The organism is Variovorax sp. MSC1_012, from assembly GCF_023667525.1.
GTDB lineage: Bacteria > Pseudomonadota > Gammaproteobacteria > Burkholderiales > Burkholderiaceae_C > Variovorax > Variovorax beijingensis_B.
On record NZ_CM174443.1, the window covers coordinates 604,492 to 619,283 of the forward strand.

Sequence of the window (14,792 nt, forward strand, 5' to 3'; positions counted from 1 at the left end):
GTGCGGGGCGGAGACACGCCATGGAATACACACGCTACCAGACCCTTGCCATCACGCGCCGCGGCGCCCATGGCGCGGTGCTCGACATCCAGATGCGCGCGGCTAATGGCAAGCTGCCCACGGCGGGCCATGACGGCCATCGCGAACTTGCCGAGATCTGGCGCGACGTGGCGGCCGACGACACGGTGCGCTGCGCGGTGCTGCGGGGCGAAGGGCTGGGCTTCTCGGGCGGCGGCGACCTGGCGATGGTGCAGGACATGACCACCGACGACGCGGTGCGCCAGCGCGTCTGGAAAGAGGCGCGCGACCTCGTCTACAACATCATCAACTGCGACAAGCCCATCGTGAGCGCGATGCACGGCCCGGCGGTGGGCGCGGGCCTGGTGGCGGGGCTGCTGGCCGACATTTCGATTGCCGCCAGGGACGCGAAGATCGTCGACGGCCACACGCGCCTGGGCGTGGCGGCGGGCGACCATGCGGCCATCGTCTGGCCGCTCCTGTGCGGCATGGCCAAGGCCAAGTACCACCTGCTGCTGTGCGAGCCGGTGAGCGGCGCGGAGGCCGAGCGCATCGGCCTGGTGTCGCTCGCGGTGGACGAGGCCGATCTGCTGGCGCGCGCCTACGAAGTGGCCGACCGGCTCGCGGTCGGCAGCCAGAGCGCGATCCGCCTGACCAAGTACGCGCTCAACAACTGGCTGCGCCAGGCCGGCCCGACCTTCGATGCCTCGCTGGCGCTCGAATTCATGGGCTTTGCGGGTGCCGACGTGCGCGAGGGCGTGGCCTCGCTGCGCGAACGGCGCGCGCCGAACTTCGGCTGACGGCGCGCCTCAGGCCTCTTGCGGGCTTTGTCGCGTTCGCAGCAGTACGGCGAATCAGGCCGGCGGATAGATGGAGATGGCGCCGGCTTCGCCCGAGGCCCAGGGCGCGTACTTGTGCATCGCACGCTCGAACAGCGGCGAGGCGGTCCAGCCCGCGAGCCAGGCGCGCAGCAGTGGCCAGGGCTGGCTTTCGAACCACGCGGGCTCGACCATCGCGAACTGCCGCACGAAGGGCATGACGGCGGCATCGGCCAGCGCCGCCCGCGCGCCGAAGAGTTGCGGCCCGGGGCCACTGGCGAGCCGTGCTTCCAGCTCCAGCAGGAACTGTGCGCCCAGTTCGCGCGCGCCGCCGGCGGACGTGTCCGCGAAGCGGCCCGGGTACTTGTAGCGGTCGAGCTGCGGCTTGAAGCGGTTGTCGCATGCGGCCACGAGCGCGAGCATGTCGTCGAGCGTGCCCGCCTCGGGCGCGAGCCAGCGCAGCGGATCGTTGCGGCCCAGCGTCCACAGCATGATGTCGAGGCTTTGCTCCAGCACGGTGGCATCGGGCAGCACCAGCACCGGCACCGTGCCCTTGGACGAGGCGGCGAGCATGTCGGGCGGCTTGTTCTTCAGCACCACTTCGCGCAGCTCGCAGCGCTCGCCGCTCGCAGCCAACGCGAGCCGGGCGCGCATCGCGTAGGGGCAGCGGCGAAAGCTGTAGAGGACGGGAAGGCTTGTGGCTTGCATCGAGCGCAGGAGTCTATGCGCGCGGCTGTGCCGGCGGAAGACCGGCTGCACTCAAATGCAACTGGGTTGCACTGGTTCATATAATGCAATTCTGTTGCATATAGGGCCATCCCCATGATCGACCGCCTCCCCGTCACCGTGCTGTCCGGCTTTCTCGGCGCCGGCAAGACCACGCTGCTCAACCACATCCTGCACAACCGCGAGGGCCGCCGCGTGGCGGTCATCGTCAACGACATGAGCGAGGTCAACATCGACGCGGTCCTGGTGCGAAACGGCGGTGCCGAGCTTTCGCGCACCGACGAGAAGCTGGTCGAGATGAGCAACGGCTGCATCTGCTGCACGCTGCGCGAGGACCTCCTGCTCGAAGTGGGCCGGCTCGCGAGGGAAGGGCGCTTCGACCAGCTCGTGATCGAGTCGACCGGCATCTCGGAGCCGCTGCCGGTGGCCGAGACCTTCACCTTTGCCGGCGAGGACGGCAAGAGCCTGGCCGACGTGGCGCGACTGGACACCATGGTGACGGTGGTCGATGCCTTCAACTTCCTGCGCGACTACGGCTCGCCCGACAGCCTGGGCCAGCGCGGCCAGTCGCTGGGCGACGAGGACGCCCGCACCGTGGTCGACCTGCTGATCGAGCAGATCGAGTTCTGCGACGTGCTGGTGGTCAACAAGACCGACCTCGTGAGCGCCGAAGAGCGCGAGCGGCTCGTGGCCATTCTCCGCAGCCTCAATCCGCGTGCGCGCATCGAAATTGCGGCGTTCGGCCGCGTCGGGCTCGACCGCGTGCTCGACACCGGCCTGTTCGACTTCGAGCAGGCCGAACGCGCACCCGGCTGGCTGGCCGAACTGCGCGGCGAGCACCAGCCCGAGAGCGAGGCCTACGGCATCCGCAGCTTCGTCTACCGCGCGCGCCTGCCGTTTCATCCGCAGCGCTTCTGGGAGCTGGTGCAAAGCGAGTGGGAGGGCGTGGTGCGTTCCAAGGGATTCTTCTGGCTTGCGAGCCGCGCCACGCGGGCCGGCTCATGGTCGCAGGCGGGCGGTGCCTGCCGCTACGGCGTCGCAGGCCTGTGGTGGGCCGCCGTGCCGCGCGAGCATTGGCCGGCCGACGAGGAAGCGCTGGCGGCCATCCGCAGGAACTGGGACCCGGCCACGGGCGATGCCCGCCAGGAACTGGTGCTGATCGGCATCGGCATGGACGAGGCCGCCCTGCGCGCGCGGCTCGATGCCTGCCTGCTGACCGAAAGCGAAATGCGCCAGGGCGCCGCGTCGTGGGCGGATCTGCCCGATCCCTTTCCGTCCTGGAACGCGTAGCCGGCCCTGGGGCTCAGCCCCTGCATTCCCCACAGGTGCCGTGCAGCGTGAGCGCGGTGTGGCGGGTGTCGATGCCCTGCTTGCGCAGTTCGCGGCCGAGCCGGCTCATCACCTTGGGCAGCTCGGGATCGGAGGGGAGCGCGAGCACCTTGTGGCATTGGTCGCATTCGAAGGTGTTGCCCGAAGCGGCTTCCACATGGCGCGAAAAGCGGTTGACGCGGTCCGCGCCCACGCGGCGGTCGCACAGGCCGGCGTCGACCAGGCGGTCGAGCACGCGGTACACCGTGACGCGGTCGGGCGCTTCGCCGGTGGCAGTGGTGTAGGCGGCCACCACGTCGTCGTGCGTGAGCGGCTGCAAGGCGTGTTCCAGCAATTCGAGCACGGTCTGCGCGGCGCGCGTCACGCGCAGCCCGCTGCTGCGCAGCAGGGTTTCGCTGTCGGGCGCCGTGACGGCGATGGGGGGCTTCGGATGCGGGCTCATTGGTTTTCCTGGAACCGACATTGTGTTGCATTCCGTGAGCTCGCGCCCCGGGCGGCCCGAATGCGCTAAGGTCTGCTTTTCGCGTTTCTGAATACCTTCTACCGACCATGTCCAGTTCCCCGATCGAAATCGAAACCGCTCCCCATCCCACCGCCACGGTCATCGTGATGCACGGCCTGGGTGCCGACGGAAACGATTTCGTGCCGATTGCCAACGAGCTCGACCTGTCGAGCGTGGGCCCGGTGCGCTTCGTGTTTCCCAATGCGCCGGTGATCCCCGTCACCATCAACGGCGGCTACCGCATGCCGGCCTGGTACGACATTGCCGTGGCCGACCTGGCGGCGCGCGAGGACGAGGCCGGCCTGCGCCGCTCGCAGGCCAGCATCGAGGCGCTGATCGCCAGCGAGAAGGCCCGCGGCATCGCGGCCAACCGCATCGTGGTGGCGGGTTTCTCACAGGGCTGCGCCATGGCGCTCCTGACCGGGCTGCGCCACACCGAGCGGCTGGCCGGCATCGTCGGCCTCTCGGGCTACCTGCCGATTGCCGCCACCACCGCGGCCGAGCGGCATGCGGCCAATCACGACACGCCGGTTTTCCTGGCCCATGGCCGGCAGGATCCGGTGGTGCCGCTCGAACGGGCGCTGCAGTCGCGTGACGCGCTCGTCGCGCTGGGCCACCCCGTCGAGTGGCACGAATACACGATGGCGCACTCGGTCTGCATGGATGAGATCGCCGACCTGAACCGGTTTCTCCTGCACGTGCTGGAGACGAAAAAATGATCCTCGTCATCGGACACGCCATGGCGAAACCCGAAACCCTGCAGGCGATGCTGGCCATCAGCGTGGAGCATGTGCTGCGCTCGCGCACCGAGCCGGGCTGCATCTCGCACGAGGTCAGCGCCGACGTCCAGCAGCCGCTGCGGCTCAGCTTCGTGGAGCGCTGGAGCGACATGGCGGCGCTGAAGGCGCATTTCCGCGACGAGGCGTCGCGCGCCTTCGGCAAGGCGCTGGCCGCCATGGCGGACGGCACGCCGCAGATCTCCATCTACCAGTCGGAAGAGATCGATCCCGCATGAGCCAAGCTATCAAAACAATAGCGGCACGCAGCATAGCGGATGCCGGGATTCCCTGCACGAGCAGCGCCCGCGCGGCCGTGCTACCTTCCAGCCCCTCAGAGATTGACGGGTCATAACAATATGAGCAGCAGATTGCAGGAGAGGTTGGGTGCGCTCTCGGCCGCGCGGTTGAAAAGCATGCGGCGCGGCATCGAGAAGGAAAGCCTGCGCGCGCTGCCGGACGGCAAGCTCGCGCTCACGCCGCACCCGCTGGCCCTGGGATCGGCGCTGACCCATCCGCACATCACTACCGACTTCAGCGAATCGCAGCTCGAGCTCATCACGGGCGTGCATGCCAGCGCCGAGTCGGCGCTGGAGGAGCTCACCCGCGTCCACCAGTTCACCTACCGCGTGCTCGCCTCGCTCGGCGACGAGCGGCTCTGGGTGTCGAGCATGCCCTGCGGCCTGCCGACCGACGAGACCATTCCCATCGGGCGTTACGGCTCCTCGAACGTCGGGCGCGCCAAGAGCGTCTACCGCATGGGCCTGAGCCACCGCTATGGGCGGCGCATGCAGACCATCTCGGGCATCCACTACAACTGGTCGCTGCCCGACGTGTCGAGCGAACAGTATTTCGCGCTCATCCGCAATTTCCGGCGCCATGCCTTCCTGCTGCTGTACCTGTTCGGCGCTTCGCCCGCGCTGTGCTCCAGCTTTGTCGCGGGGCGCCCGCACGAGCTGCAGCCACTGGGCGACGGCAGCATGTTCATGCCGCACGGCACCTCGCTGCGCATGGGGCGACTGGGCTACCAGAGCGACGCCCAGGCCTCGCTGGCCGTGAGCTACAACAGCCTCGAGGGCTACGGCGCCTCGCTGCAGGACGCGCTCACGCGGCCCTGGCCGGCCTACGAGGCCATCGGCATCCGCAACCTCGGCGGTGACTACAACCAGCTGGGCACCAGCCTGCTGCAGATCGAGAACGAGTTCTACGGCACGATCCGGCCGAAGCGCGTGATCAACCCCGGCGAGCGCCCGCTGCATGCGCTGCGCGAGCGCGGCGTCGAGTATGTCGAAGTGCGGCTGATGGACCTCGATCCTTTCGAGCCGGTGGGCATCAACGCGCAGACCATGCGCTTTCTCGACGTGTTCCTGCTGCAGTGCCTCTTGAGCGACAGCCCGGCCGACACGCCCCAGGAAATTGCCGAACTGGCCCACAACCAGCACCTCACGGCGGCACGCGGACGCGAGCCGGGCCTGCAGCTGCAGCGCGGCGGGCGGGAGGTGGGACTGGCCGACTGGGGCATCGAGCTGGTCGAACAATGCCGGCCCATCGCCGCGGCGCTCGACGCCGCGAACGGCGGCACGCAGCATGCCGACGCGGTGCGCGCCGCGATGGCTGCCCTGCAGAACCCCGGCAGCCTGCCTTCGGCGCGCGTGCTGGCCGCGGTCGAAGAGCACCATGGCAACTCTTTCATCGGCTTCGTGCGCGCGCAGTCGGAGCAGACCCGCGCCACGCTGCTGGCCCTGCCGTTCTCGGCCGAGCAGCAGGCCCAGTTCGAGCGCATGACCGAGGAATCGATCCAGGAGCAAAAGCGCATCGAGGCCGCCGACACCATGCCTTTCGAGATCTACCGCGAGCAGTACGTGTCCCCGGCGCGCCTGGGGCTGGGCCGCGGGCGGATGGCCGTTGCGGCCTGACCGTCGTCCGGCGCTTCCCACTGCCACACGACCCGCCTGACGACAGGCGAGGGGGGCGATGGCCTACAGGCATTGGCCGGCATGGCTCACCGTGCGCGCCGCCACCGCGGCGACCATGGGCGACATGCATCCCGAACGCTTCAGATTTCCACTCCGGCCCGTGGTTCGGCCGGAGATTGCGGCATGACTTTCAAGGCCTACCTTGTTGAGGACAGCCCTCTCATTCGCGAAAACCTCGTCGGCTTCCTGCACGACGTTGCCGACGCGGACGTGGTGGCCTGCGCCAGCAGCGAGGAAGAGGCCGTGCACTGGCTGGACCACCACCGCGACGACTGGGACCTGACCATCGTCGATCTTTTCCTTGAACGCGGCAATGGCCTGGGCGTGGTCAGGGCCTGCCGCGGCCGCGCGCCGAAACAGAAAGTCGTGGTGCTGAGCAACTACGCCACGTCCGAAATGCGCCAGCGCTCCGCGCAGCTGGGCGCCGATGCCTTCTTCGACAAGTCGGCCGAACTCGACCAGCTGGTGGCCTACTGCGAAACGCTGCGTCACGCGCGCGACTGAGCCGGCGTTGGGGCGGCCCTGCCGGCGCGCTTTTCTGGGGTAAAACGCCACGCGGCCGCCGCAGCGGCCATCGGTATACCCCAACCCCCAAGGAAAGCAGCGAGACCAGCACATGAGCAACAGCACCATCGACTTCAAGGGCCGAGTGGCCATCGTGACCGGCGCGGGCGGCGGCCTGGGCCGCCAGCATGCGCTGGCCCTGGCGGCGCGCGGCGCCAGGGTGGTGGTCAACGACCTGGGCGGCGCCCGTGACGGCTCCGGCGCCTCGGTGAGCGCGGCGCAGGCCGTGGTGGACGAAATCGAGGCCGCGGGCGGCGAGGCCATGGCCAACGGCGCCTCGGTCACCGATTTCGAGGCGGTGCAGGCCATGGTGAAGCAGGCGGTCGATACCTGGGGCCGGGTCGACATCCTGGTCAACAACGCCGGCATCCTGCGCGACAAGAGCTTTGCCAAGATGGAGCTCGCCGATTTCAAGCTGGTGGTCGACGTGCACCTGATGGGCGCGGTGAACTGCACCAAGGCCGTCTGGGCGCTCATGAACGAGCAGAAGTACGGCCGCATCGTCATGACCACCTCGTCTTCCGGCCTCTACGGCAACTTCGGCCAGAGCAACTACGGCGCGGCCAAGCTCGCGCTCGTGGGGCTGATGCAGACGCTGAGCATCGAAGGCGCTAAGAACGACATCCGCGTCAATTGCCTGGCGCCGACCGCGGCCACCCGCATGACCGAGGGGCTGATGCCGCAGGAAGTGCTGGATGCGCTCAAGCCCGAGGCCGTGGTTCCGGCCATGCTGGTGCTGGCGGCCGAGAGCGCGCCGAACCGCACCATTCTCTGCGCCGGCGCCGGCACCTTCGAGGCCGCGCACATCACGCTGACGCAGGGCGCCTGGCTCGGCATCGGCGCGGACACGCCCGAGCAGCTGGCCGCACGGCTCGCCGAGGTGACCTCGCGCGAGGGCGAGATCGTGCCGCAGAGCGGCTCGGCCCAGGGCAGCAACGAGGTCGGCAAGGCAATGGCGAACGCCCGCAACGGCTGACCGCAATCCGGTCCATGGCCGCTTGACCTCGAGTGCACTCGAGCATTTCCAATGGATTCGCCGGGCCTTCCGGTTCATTCATCCATCCGGGGAAAGCAGCCATGGACACGACAGACGACAGCAGGGCGCTGGTGCAGCGCATCCATTCCGAGCTGGACAAGGGCAACGGCCAGCTCTTCATCGACAGCCTGGCCGACGACGCCCGCTGGACGCTCGAAGGCAGCACGCCGTGGTCGCGCACCTACGCGGGCAAGGCCGCGATCCGCGAAGAGCTGATCAAGCCGCTGTTCGCGCAGTTCGCGGGGCCCTATGTGAGCAAGACCGAGCGCATCATTGCCGAGGGCGACCGGGTGGTGGTGCTGTTCAGCGGCGACGTGCCCACCCGGGCCGGCAAGCGTTACAACAACCGCTACTGCTACATCTACCGCATCGAAGGAGGCAAGGTGAAAGAACTGACCGAGTACTTCGACACCGCACTGGTCGAGCAGGCGCTCGAGGCGCCACCGGCTGCGGTCCATGCCCATGCCGGCTGACGGCGGCGCGCCTTTTCACATCGGCGAACTGGCCCAGCGCACCGGCCGCACCGTGCATGCCATCCGCTGGTACGAAACGCAGGGCCTGGTGCCGGGCGTCGTGCGCGACGAAGGCGGACGGCGCCTGTACGGTGAACTCCACGTCGGCTGGCTCGACCTGATGGACCGGCTGCGCCGCACCGGCATGTCGATCGCCGAGATGCGCGAATACACCGCGCTTGCGCTGCAGGGCAAGGCCACGCTGCGCCAGCGCCGCGACCTGCTTGCCGCGCACCGCGCGCGCGTGGCCGAAACCATTGCGGATTGGAACCAGGCGCTGTCGCTGGTCGAGCGCAAGATCGATTTCTACGACGACTGGATGCAAAGCGGCCACAGGCCGCCCCTGCTGCCTGCCGAAGCGCCGCGCGCGCCGCCGCCCAGGCGAAAGGCGCGATAGCCGGTGTGGTGCCCGCCTACTCCGCGATGAAGCCCGTGTCCTTGCGGATCGAATCGCGGTCGCGGTGGTTGTTCAGCCGGCCGAGCGTGTTGTCGAGCAGGCGCTTGAGCTTGTCGGCCGCGCCGCGAAAGGCCTCGTCGAGGGTGGTGGCGTGCTGGGTGACGGCCAGCGGCTGGTGGTGAGCCAAGCGTGCTTCCATCACGCAGCACTTGTCTCCGGCACCAGCCTTGTCGTGGTTCTCGTCGCTCAGATGCACTTCGACGCGGGTGACATCGTCGACGAAGCGGCCGAGCTGCTGCTTGATTTCCGCATCGGCCCAGCGCTCCAGCGCGTCCTTGTTGTTGACACCGTTGCTCGTGTTGACCTGAATCTGCATTGTCTTGTCCCTGATGATGGATGAACGAGCCTCTACTGTGCGCCCTAAACGGCCCAGGTACGCGTAGGCATGTTCCCCAACCCCCGGGACGGGGCGGGATTCAGCTCTGGATATAGGTCGTGAGCTGCGCGATGGTTTCCTCGTGGTCGGCAATGATGTCGTCCATCAGGTCCTGGATGGAGATCATGCCCACCACCTTGGTGCCGTCGACCACCGGCAGGTGGCGGAACTTGCGCTGGCTCATCAGCGCCATGCAGGCGCGCGTGCGGGTCTGCGGGGTCACGGTCATCACGTCGGGCGTCATGATCTCGGAGACCTTCATCTCCTTGGAGTTCTTGCCCTGCAGCGCCACCTTGCGGGTGTAGTCACGCTCGGACAGAAAGCCCACCAGCCGGTCGCCGTCCATCACCATCAGCGCGCCGACCTCGAAGCGCGCCAGGGTGGCCAGCGCATCGAACACGCTGGTGTCGGGCGAGGTGCGCCAGGCCGCGGAATCGTGGCGCTTGAGCAGTTCGGAGACGGGTTTCATCGCGGTAGCTCCATCAAGAAAATTTGGCTCGGGCCGGCGCGTCCATGCGCCGCACTCGGCCAAATGATAGGGGCGGAACCATCCCTGCGATGCAAAAACCTCTAGGGGAATGCGCGTGTCGCCCAAGGGCGCGCGCCGACGCGAACTAAGGTGTTGGTGCGAGCACGCGGCTGAGCGCCACCGGGTCGCCCACCACGGTCTTGACCAGGCCCTTGTCGTCGAAGCTCACCTGGTACTCCGACCAGCTGTCGCGCCAGTAGCGCCAGGTGGGCGCATCGAGGCTGGGGTTCTCGCTGGCCACCGGGTAGCCGATGGCCATCAGCACCTGTTCGCGCGTCATGCCGGGCGCCACCTTTCCGGCCACGATGGCGTCGCGCACGGCGGGTGCGAAGGCCGCCATCTTCTGCTTCGGGTCTTCGGTCACCACGTAGCGTTGCGCGAAGTCGATCAAGCTGACGTTGCGGCTGTAGTCGTTCTTGATGCGCTGGGGCTTGCCCGCGAGATCGAGGTTGAACCAGCGGAAATCGTAGCCTGTGATGCGCGCCGGCGTGCCCACGGCCACGATGCTGGTGCCCTGCTCGTCGTAGTTGATGTCGCTGATCGAGTTGCCGTAGGTGCGCATGTTGCAGCACAGGTAGCCGCTGACCAGCGGGCCCGGCGGCGGCGAGGGACGCTGGGCATGGACGACGGTCGCGGGAACGACGGTGGCTGCCAGCAGGGCGGCAGCGGCAAGGCGCTTGAACATGGATTTCCCTCGGTATTTATTGAAAATGGCTGCGCATGCAGCGCGCGGATTCTAGAGGCGTGGTGCGCCCGGGCGCAGGCAAAATGGGCCTGTGCCGCTACAGAAAGCGTAGCGGCGTGATTTGCCGCACATCGCGGTCCACAATGCGCACCCGGCCTTCGGGCCCGCGCCTTCCCCCATAGAGCGAAAGAAAGAACATCCATCGATGGCGATCCAGTGGTTCCCCGGGCACATGTACACGACCCAGAAAGCCATCACCGAGCGGGTGAAGGACATCGACGTGGTCATCGAGCTGCTCGACGCGCGCCTGCCGGGCTCCAGCGCCAACCCGATGCTGGCCGAACTCACGGCTGGCCGGCCCACGCTCAAGGTGCTCAACAAGCAGGACCTGGCCGACCCGGCGCGCACTGCGCTCTGGCTTGCGCACTACAACGCGCTGCCGGCCACGCGCGCCATTGCGCTCGATGCGAGTCTGACCACGCCCGCACAGGCCATCGTGCGCGCCTGCCACGAGCTCTCGCCCAACCGCGGCGGCATGGCCAAGCCGATGCGCGTGCTGATCTGCGGCATTCCGAATGTCGGCAAGTCGACGCTCATCAACACGCTCACCGGCAGCCGCAAGGCCAAGACCGGCGACGAGGCCGGCATCACCAAGCTGGAGCAGCGCATCACGCTGGCCGACGACTTCTACCTGTGGGACACGCCCGGCATGCTGTGGCCGCGCATCGTGGTGCCCAAGAGCGGCTACAACCTGGCGGCCAGCGGCGCCATCGGGCGCAACGCCTTCGACGAGGAAGAAGTGGCGCTGGAGCTGCTCAACTACCTGAAGACGCACTACGCGGCGGGCATCACCGAGCGCTTCAAGCTGGCCGAGCACGACGCCGCGGCCATCGCAGCCATGAAGGACGAGGAAGTGCTCGACGCCATCGGGCGCAAGCGCGGCGCGCTGCTGGGCAAGGGCCGCGTCAACCTGCAGAAGGCGGCCGAGATCGTGATGCACGAGTTTCGCGCGGGCAACCTCGGGCGCATCACGCTCGAAACGCCCGAAGAGTTTGCCCAGTGGCTCGCCGAGGGGCTGCGCGCCGATGCGGAGCGTGCTGCAAAGAAGGCGGCACGCGGAAAGAAGGGCAAACCCAAGCCCGAGGCCGCGCCCGAACAGGACGCATGAGACCGACGGGCGCCGAATCCGCAGGCCACGCATGGCGCAGGCGCTCGCGCGGCGCTTCCCGGAACTGGCGCCTGCCGCGCTGGCCGCACTGGCCGGCCAGGCGCAGCGCACCACGCTGACGGCCCACGCCACGCTGCTGGCGGCCGGCGAGCCGTGGCAGCATGCCTTCTGGGTGGAGCAGGGGCTGCTGCGGCTTTTCTACATCGACAGCGAAGGCCGCGAGTCGAACAAGAACTTCCATGCCGAGGATGCGTTCATCTGGCCCGTGACCGACTTGCTGCGCCGCGAGCCCGCAGCCTTCTTCATTGCGGCGCTGGTGCCAGCCATCGTGTGGCGCCTTCCGTATGCCGCGCTCGAAGCCGCTGTGGCGCACCTGCCTTCATGGACCGCGCTGCAGCTTCATGCGCTGGCGGGATTGCTCGACGACAAGATGCGGCGCGAGCAGGTCTTCCTGCAGTGCACGGCGCGCCAGCGCTACGAGGCCCTGCTGCACGAGCGGCCCGAATGGACGCAGCGCATTCCGCTGCGGCACCTGGCGTCGTACCTGGGAATGACCGATGTCTCGTTGTCGCGGCTGCGCGCAGGCATGGGGCTTAACGACGGTTAAGGCGCGCTCCGGGCTGGGCTGGAACACTGGGGCTTTTCGTGAGGGGACACCGCCATGTTCCGTTTCTCGCCGATGGCCCTGCAGCTCGGGCTGCACGCGCTCGCTGTCTTCTGGCTGGGCCTGATGGCCGGCTTCTTCTGGACCTACAGTGCCAACGTCAACTTTGCCACCCTGCAGATGGACGGCACCACCTATGCGCTGGTGCAGTCCAGCCTGAACCGCAACGTGCGGCACGCGATGTTCTTCGGCCTCTTCTTCGGTCCGCCGCTGTTCTGCGCGCTGGCCGTGCTGGCTGCGTGGCCGGCGTGGCGCGAGTACTGGCTGTGGTGCCTGGCGATCGCCGGGGTGCTGTATGCCCTTGGCATCGTGCTGTTCACGGCGCAGGTCAACCTGCCGCTCAATGCCTATACGGAATCCTGGAATCCACGGGCGCTGCCGCCTGACTGGACGCAGACGCGCGAACGCTGGAACGCGGCGAACCTCTGGCGCACGTTCGCCAGCGCGGCGGCCTTCGCGCTGGCGCTGGCCGCCTTGTGCATGCGGGCCAATCGCCGCGCTCGCTGAACGGGTGGCGCCCGCCCACTATCATCGAGGCATGCAACGCCTCACGCGCCAGCGCAACGCGGTCTTCTCCGCCTTCAGCGACACCGGCATGGTGCTGACCGCACCTGAAATCCTCGAACGCGCCCGTGCCATCGTGCCCGAGATCAGCCTCTCCACCGTGTACCGCCAGGTCTCCATGCTGCTGGCCGATGGCGAGATCGCCAAGGTCGAGCTACCGGGCGAGCCGGCGCGCTACGAAGTGGCCTGCAAGCCTGATGCGCACCGCCACTCGCACCATCACGGCGAAGAGGCCGACCACCACCATCACTACTTTCACTGCGGCAGTTGCGGGCAGGTCTTCATGCTGCATGCATGCCCCGGGCCCATGACCGACCTCGTGCCCAAGGGCTTCCAGGTGAAGAGCCATGAAGTGACGCTGCATGGCGTGTGCGCGGCCTGCGCCGGTGCCACCCGCAAGGCACGGTCGCCGAAGGCGCACTGACGCTCGGCGGCGGGTCAGCGCACCTGCAGGCGCGCATCCTTCGGATAGCTGATGGTGTAGTCGGCCGCGACGCGCGCGGTCTTTCCGGGCTCCAGGTCGAAGCGCCACATGGCAAGCCCGGGCTGCTTGTTCCAGGCCAGCTCGCCGGGCTGCGGCGAGAACTGCGCGGCCACGCGCACCTGCTCGTCGACCGAGACGGGGGCCGCCTCGAGCACCTGCACCGCGATCGGCGTGCGGTGGCGGTTTTCCACCACGTAGGCACGCTGCACCTTGCGCTCGGCGCGCGAACCGGCAAAGCCGCCCGTGCCCTGGCTGTCGTTCTCGGGCTCGGCCTGCACGCGCACCAGTTCGTCGCGGCCGAAGGAAAGCGTGAGCCTGGCGTCGCTCGGCGCGCTCCACCGGCCGCTGCCGACGAAGTTGCCGTCGCGGTAGAGCTGCAGCGCACCGGCCGGCCATACGCCCGCCGGCTGCGCGAGCTCGGCCACCAGGAACGCGCTGGCGTCCACGCGCGGGCTGGTGCGCGCGGCGAGCTTTGCCGTGTCCTCGTGCTGGCCCAGCGCCAGCGTCACGCGCTGGCCGCTGGAGGGCACGTCGATGCTCTGGGGCACCGCGAATTCGGTGGCAAAGCTGTTGTCGAACACGTTCACGTCGAACAGGGGCTCCGTGGCCTCGACCATGGCGCGCCGGTCGACGGATGCAGCGGGCGCGGCGGGCGCGGGCGCCATCATCGCGGCCATGCCCCCCTGAACACGCGGCGGCGGCTCGATGCCGATGCGCCACGCCGTGGGCGTGCGGCCAGCGGTTTCGCGGCGCGGCTGGCCGGTGGAGAGCACCAGCTTCACGCCGCGCCAGTCTTCGCCCGTGGCCTGCGCCACCAGCGCCTGGCGTTCGATGCGCACCTTGCTCGTGGCGGTGTCGAGCAGCGCGCGGTAAGTGGGCGTCCAGCCGGGGCCGGCGACCTGGTAGCTCAGCTTTACGTCGGCATCGGCGTTGGCGGCCAGTGTCACGGTCACGGCCATCACCTGCACGCCATGGCCTTGCGAGCGCTTGCGTTCGGCCAGCAGCGGATTCAGCTGCCGGTCGATGTCGGCCTGCCTGCGCTGGATCTGGTGCTGCTTGAGCAATGAGTCCTGCCCGGTGCGGCGCATCGCCTCGGCCATGGCGGCGAGGTTGCGCGCATCCATCGGCGCGCGGGCGCCCTGGGCCGATTCGCCGCTGCCGCCAGAGAGGCCTTTCAGGTAGCCCGTCACCATGCCCAGTGCGTCGTTCTCGGCCTGCAGTGCGGCCTTCTGGTCCTCGAGTTCGCGGATGCGGCCGTCGAGCGCGCTGGTGGCGCAGCGGGGCGACAGTTCGCGCGCCTCGCTGAGCACCGAGGTCTCGCCCACGCGCACCGATGCGCCGGCCGACACCTGCAGGCTCTGCACGTCGAGGCCCGCGGGCAGGCAGGCGAAGGTGACCGACCGGCTGCCGGCCGCAACACGCGTGACTCGCTCCACCGTGGCGCTGCCGGGATAGACCTTGACCTGGGTGATGCGCGAGCTGTCGGCTGCGGCTTGCGCATGGGCGCCGGCGCTCGCCGCCAGCCAGGCGATGGCGGCGAAGCTGGCACGGAGAAGAAAGGCGCAGGAGGGTGCTTGCATGGAGAACCTTCGGAAGTGGAATGGTTGG

The 14,792-nt window shown here is 68.4% G+C and carries 19 protein-coding genes; 13 read left to right on the plus strand and 6 right to left on the minus strand.

Annotated elements, in window-relative coordinates:
- The first annotated feature begins 20 nt into the window (after positions 1–20).
- A complete protein-coding gene (locus tag L1081_RS02795) occupies positions 21–818 on the plus strand; it encodes an enoyl-CoA hydratase/isomerase family protein (RefSeq protein WP_319426959.1) in 798 nt (265 codons plus the stop codon).
- A 54-nt stretch (positions 819–872) separates the two neighbouring features.
- Here L1081_RS02795 and L1081_RS02800 read toward each other — a convergent pair whose 3' ends face one another.
- Entirely contained in the window at positions 873–1,544 is a 672-nt protein-coding gene (locus L1081_RS02800) for a glutathione S-transferase N-terminal domain-containing protein (protein ID WP_489415091.1), read from the minus strand.
- 114 nt (positions 1,545–1,658) lie between these two features.
- Here L1081_RS02800 and zigA point away from each other — a divergent pair, with 114 nt between their 5' ends.
- Positions 1,659–2,852 (plus strand): zinc metallochaperone GTPase ZigA, encoded by a 1,194-nt coding sequence (gene zigA, locus L1081_RS02805; protein WP_489415092.1) that lies wholly within the window; start codon positions 1,659–1,661, stop codon positions 2,850–2,852.
- 13 nt (positions 2,853–2,865) lie between these two features.
- Here the strand turns inward: zigA and L1081_RS02810 are convergent, their stop codons facing one another.
- On the minus strand, positions 2,866–3,333 hold the full coding sequence (locus L1081_RS02810) for a transcriptional repressor (protein WP_489415093.1): 468 nt from the start codon (positions 3,331–3,333) through the stop codon (positions 2,866–2,868).
- Between the two features lie 107 nt (positions 3,334–3,440).
- Between L1081_RS02810 and L1081_RS02815 the strand changes: the two genes are divergently transcribed.
- The 7 genes from L1081_RS02815 (at position 3,441) to L1081_RS02845 (ending at position 8,654) form a co-directional block, all read left to right on the plus strand.
- Positions 3,441–4,112, plus strand: a complete 672-nt coding sequence (locus tag L1081_RS02815; RefSeq protein WP_489415094.1) for a dienelactone hydrolase family protein — start codon at positions 3,441–3,443, stop codon at positions 4,110–4,112.
- A complete protein-coding gene (locus L1081_RS02820) occupies positions 4,109–4,408 on the plus strand; it encodes an antibiotic biosynthesis monooxygenase (protein ID WP_489415095.1) in 300 nt (99 codons plus the stop codon). Before L1081_RS02815 ends, L1081_RS02820 begins: the two co-directional genes overlap by 4 nt.
- Before the next feature lie 120 nt (positions 4,409–4,528).
- Positions 4,529–6,085, plus strand: a complete 1,557-nt coding sequence (gene gshA / locus L1081_RS02825) for a glutamate--cysteine ligase (RefSeq protein WP_489415096.1) — start codon at positions 4,529–4,531, stop codon at positions 6,083–6,085.
- 183 nt (positions 6,086–6,268) lie between these two features.
- The gene (locus L1081_RS02830) at positions 6,269–6,649 is read left to right on the plus strand and encodes a response regulator (protein ID WP_489415097.1); all 381 of its coding nucleotides are present in this window, start codon (positions 6,269–6,271) and stop codon (positions 6,647–6,649) included.
- 112 nt (positions 6,650–6,761) lie between these two features.
- Positions 6,762–7,685 carry an SDR family NAD(P)-dependent oxidoreductase gene (locus L1081_RS02835; protein ID WP_489415098.1) on the plus strand — a complete coding sequence of 308 codons (924 nt, stop codon included), beginning with the start codon at positions 6,762–6,764 and terminating at the stop codon, positions 7,683–7,685.
- Positions 7,686–7,786: 101 nt separating this feature from the next.
- Positions 7,787–8,218 (plus strand): nuclear transport factor 2 family protein, encoded by a 432-nt coding sequence (locus L1081_RS02840; protein ID WP_489415099.1) that lies wholly within the window; start codon positions 7,787–7,789, stop codon positions 8,216–8,218.
- Entirely contained in the window at positions 8,208–8,654 is a 447-nt protein-coding gene (locus L1081_RS02845) for a MerR family transcriptional regulator (RefSeq protein WP_319426947.1), read from the plus strand. Before L1081_RS02840 ends, L1081_RS02845 begins: the two co-directional genes overlap by 11 nt.
- A gap of 16 nt (positions 8,655–8,670) precedes the next feature.
- Here L1081_RS02845 and L1081_RS02850 read toward each other — a convergent pair whose 3' ends face one another.
- The 3 genes from L1081_RS02850 to bamE all read right to left on the minus strand — a co-directional run bounded on the left by L1081_RS02850 (position 8,671) and on the right by bamE (position 10,304).
- Positions 8,671–9,030, minus strand: a complete 360-nt coding sequence (locus L1081_RS02850) for an HPF/RaiA family ribosome-associated protein (RefSeq protein WP_145746170.1) — start codon at positions 9,028–9,030, stop codon at positions 8,671–8,673.
- Between the two features lie 100 nt (positions 9,031–9,130).
- Positions 9,131–9,559, minus strand: a complete 429-nt coding sequence (locus tag L1081_RS02855; RefSeq protein ID WP_319426944.1) for a CBS domain-containing protein — start codon at positions 9,557–9,559, stop codon at positions 9,131–9,133.
- 145 nt (positions 9,560–9,704) lie between these two features.
- Positions 9,705–10,304 (minus strand): outer membrane protein assembly factor BamE domain-containing protein, encoded by a 600-nt coding sequence (gene bamE, locus L1081_RS02860; protein ID WP_489415100.1) that lies wholly within the window; start codon positions 10,302–10,304, stop codon positions 9,705–9,707.
- A gap of 205 nt (positions 10,305–10,509) precedes the next feature.
- On the opposite strand from bamE, the gene ylqF reads away from it, so the two are divergent.
- From ylqF to L1081_RS02880, 4 genes are read left to right on the plus strand one after another with little or no spacing between them, the layout of a single operon-like run.
- Positions 10,510–11,472, plus strand: a complete 963-nt coding sequence (ylqF, locus tag L1081_RS02865) for a ribosome biogenesis GTPase YlqF (protein ID WP_489415101.1) — start codon at positions 10,510–10,512, stop codon at positions 11,470–11,472.
- 31 nt (positions 11,473–11,503) lie between these two features.
- On the plus strand, positions 11,504–12,079 hold the full coding sequence (locus L1081_RS02870; RefSeq protein WP_489415102.1) for a cyclic nucleotide-binding domain-containing protein: 576 nt from the start codon (positions 11,504–11,506) through the stop codon (positions 12,077–12,079).
- A gap of 54 nt (positions 12,080–12,133) precedes the next feature.
- Positions 12,134–12,643: an anthrone oxygenase family protein gene (locus tag L1081_RS02875; protein ID WP_489415103.1), complete on the plus strand. Its 510-nt coding sequence runs from the start codon at positions 12,134–12,136 to the stop codon at positions 12,641–12,643.
- A 31-nt stretch (positions 12,644–12,674) separates the two neighbouring features.
- Positions 12,675–13,124, plus strand: coding sequence for a transcriptional repressor (locus L1081_RS02880; RefSeq protein ID WP_489415104.1), 450 nt, complete (start codon positions 12,675–12,677; stop codon positions 13,122–13,124).
- Positions 13,125–13,138: 14 nt separating this feature from the next.
- Here the strand turns inward: L1081_RS02880 and L1081_RS02885 are convergent, their stop codons facing one another.
- Positions 13,139–14,764: a mucoidy inhibitor MuiA family protein gene (locus tag L1081_RS02885; protein WP_489415105.1), complete on the minus strand. Its 1,626-nt coding sequence runs from the start codon at positions 14,762–14,764 to the stop codon at positions 13,139–13,141.
- Positions 14,765–14,792 lie beyond the last annotated feature (28 nt).

Bases quoted from the DNA above. Each gene is read 5' to 3' on its own strand.
- L1081_RS02885 (WP_489415105.1), bottom strand. From the start codon at position 14,764: ATGCAAGCACCCTCCTGCGCCTTTCTTCTCCGTGCCAGCTTCGCCGCC.
- ylqF (WP_489415101.1), top strand. From the start codon at position 10,510: ATGGCGATCCAGTGGTTCCCCGGGCACATGTACACGACCCAGAAAGCC.
- bamE (WP_489415100.1), bottom strand. From the start codon at position 10,304: ATGTTCAAGCGCCTTGCCGCTGCCGCCCTGCTGGCAGCCACCGTCGTT.
- L1081_RS02840 (WP_489415099.1), top strand. From the start codon at position 7,787: ATGGACACGACAGACGACAGCAGGGCGCTGGTGCAGCGCATCCATTCC.
- L1081_RS02855 (WP_319426944.1), bottom strand. From the start codon at position 9,559: ATGAAACCCGTCTCCGAACTGCTCAAGCGCCACGATTCCGCGGCCTGG.
- L1081_RS02830 (WP_489415097.1), top strand. From the start codon at position 6,269: ATGACTTTCAAGGCCTACCTTGTTGAGGACAGCCCTCTCATTCGCGAA.
- L1081_RS02820 (WP_489415095.1), top strand. From the start codon at position 4,109: ATGATCCTCGTCATCGGACACGCCATGGCGAAACCCGAAACCCTGCAG.
- L1081_RS02815 (WP_489415094.1), top strand. From the start codon at position 3,441: ATGTCCAGTTCCCCGATCGAAATCGAAACCGCTCCCCATCCCACCGCC.
- zigA (WP_489415092.1), top strand. From the start codon at position 1,659: ATGATCGACCGCCTCCCCGTCACCGTGCTGTCCGGCTTTCTCGGCGCC.
- gshA (WP_489415096.1), top strand. From the start codon at position 4,529: ATGAGCAGCAGATTGCAGGAGAGGTTGGGTGCGCTCTCGGCCGCGCGG.
- L1081_RS02800 (WP_489415091.1), bottom strand. From the start codon at position 1,544: ATGCAAGCCACAAGCCTTCCCGTCCTCTACAGCTTTCGCCGCTGCCCC.
- L1081_RS02880 (WP_489415104.1), top strand. From the start codon at position 12,675: ATGCAACGCCTCACGCGCCAGCGCAACGCGGTCTTCTCCGCCTTCAGC.
- L1081_RS02850 (WP_145746170.1), bottom strand. From the start codon at position 9,030: ATGCAGATTCAGGTCAACACGAGCAACGGTGTCAACAACAAGGACGCG.
- L1081_RS02795 (WP_319426959.1), top strand. From the start codon at position 21: ATGGAATACACACGCTACCAGACCCTTGCCATCACGCGCCGCGGCGCC.
- L1081_RS02875 (WP_489415103.1), top strand. From the start codon at position 12,134: ATGTTCCGTTTCTCGCCGATGGCCCTGCAGCTCGGGCTGCACGCGCTC.
- L1081_RS02845 (WP_319426947.1), top strand. From the start codon at position 8,208: ATGCCGGCTGACGGCGGCGCGCCTTTTCACATCGGCGAACTGGCCCAG.
- L1081_RS02835 (WP_489415098.1), top strand. From the start codon at position 6,762: ATGAGCAACAGCACCATCGACTTCAAGGGCCGAGTGGCCATCGTGACC.
- L1081_RS02870 (WP_489415102.1), top strand. From the start codon at position 11,504: ATGGCGCAGGCGCTCGCGCGGCGCTTCCCGGAACTGGCGCCTGCCGCG.
- L1081_RS02810 (WP_489415093.1), bottom strand. From the start codon at position 3,333: ATGAGCCCGCATCCGAAGCCCCCCATCGCCGTCACGGCGCCCGACAGC.